Raw genomic sequence first — 419 nt, forward strand, 5'->3', positions numbered from 1 at the left:
TAAAGAACTACGGTGTAAAATAATAGCTGTTTATTCGTCGGCAGCGTCAAATGTGTATAATAGACATAGCTATTGGTTTCTGAAAAATAGCTTTAAACGGCGTAGGCCCGAAGAGTACTGCGCTTATCTCCCCGCTTGTATTACTCCCTCCGACCGCTAGAGCTTACCTTCTGGGCACACCGCTGCGGGTTTTGTCATTGCGACGTTAATTGCGCACTTTTATCCTGAGTTGGCTTGGTTTGCTTTCTGCTGGGCAAGTTTAATTGGCTTGGCACTCATCTTACTTGGGGTGCCTTTTCTCACCGACGTGTTTATTGGTGCCGTGCTTGGGCGTGCATGCGCCTCCTTTGCTTTGTCGCCGCTGTTGGGGTCAAGCATGAACATATTGTATGGCGTGCACGGGACTGGCAACGGTCATA

1 pseudogene is annotated in these 419 nt (G+C 48.7%); it reads left to right on the forward strand.

Annotated features, from left to right (window positions below):
• Nucleotides 1-70 precede the first annotated feature (70 nt).
• A pseudogene (locus UF06_RS25150) lies at nucleotides 71-419 on the forward strand (phosphatase PAP2 family protein); the annotation flags it as partial.

Origin of the sequence: Vibrio sp. S234-5 (assembly GCF_000960595.1) — a bacterium.
Taxonomy (GTDB): Bacteria; Pseudomonadota; Gammaproteobacteria; order Enterobacterales; family Vibrionaceae; genus Vibrio.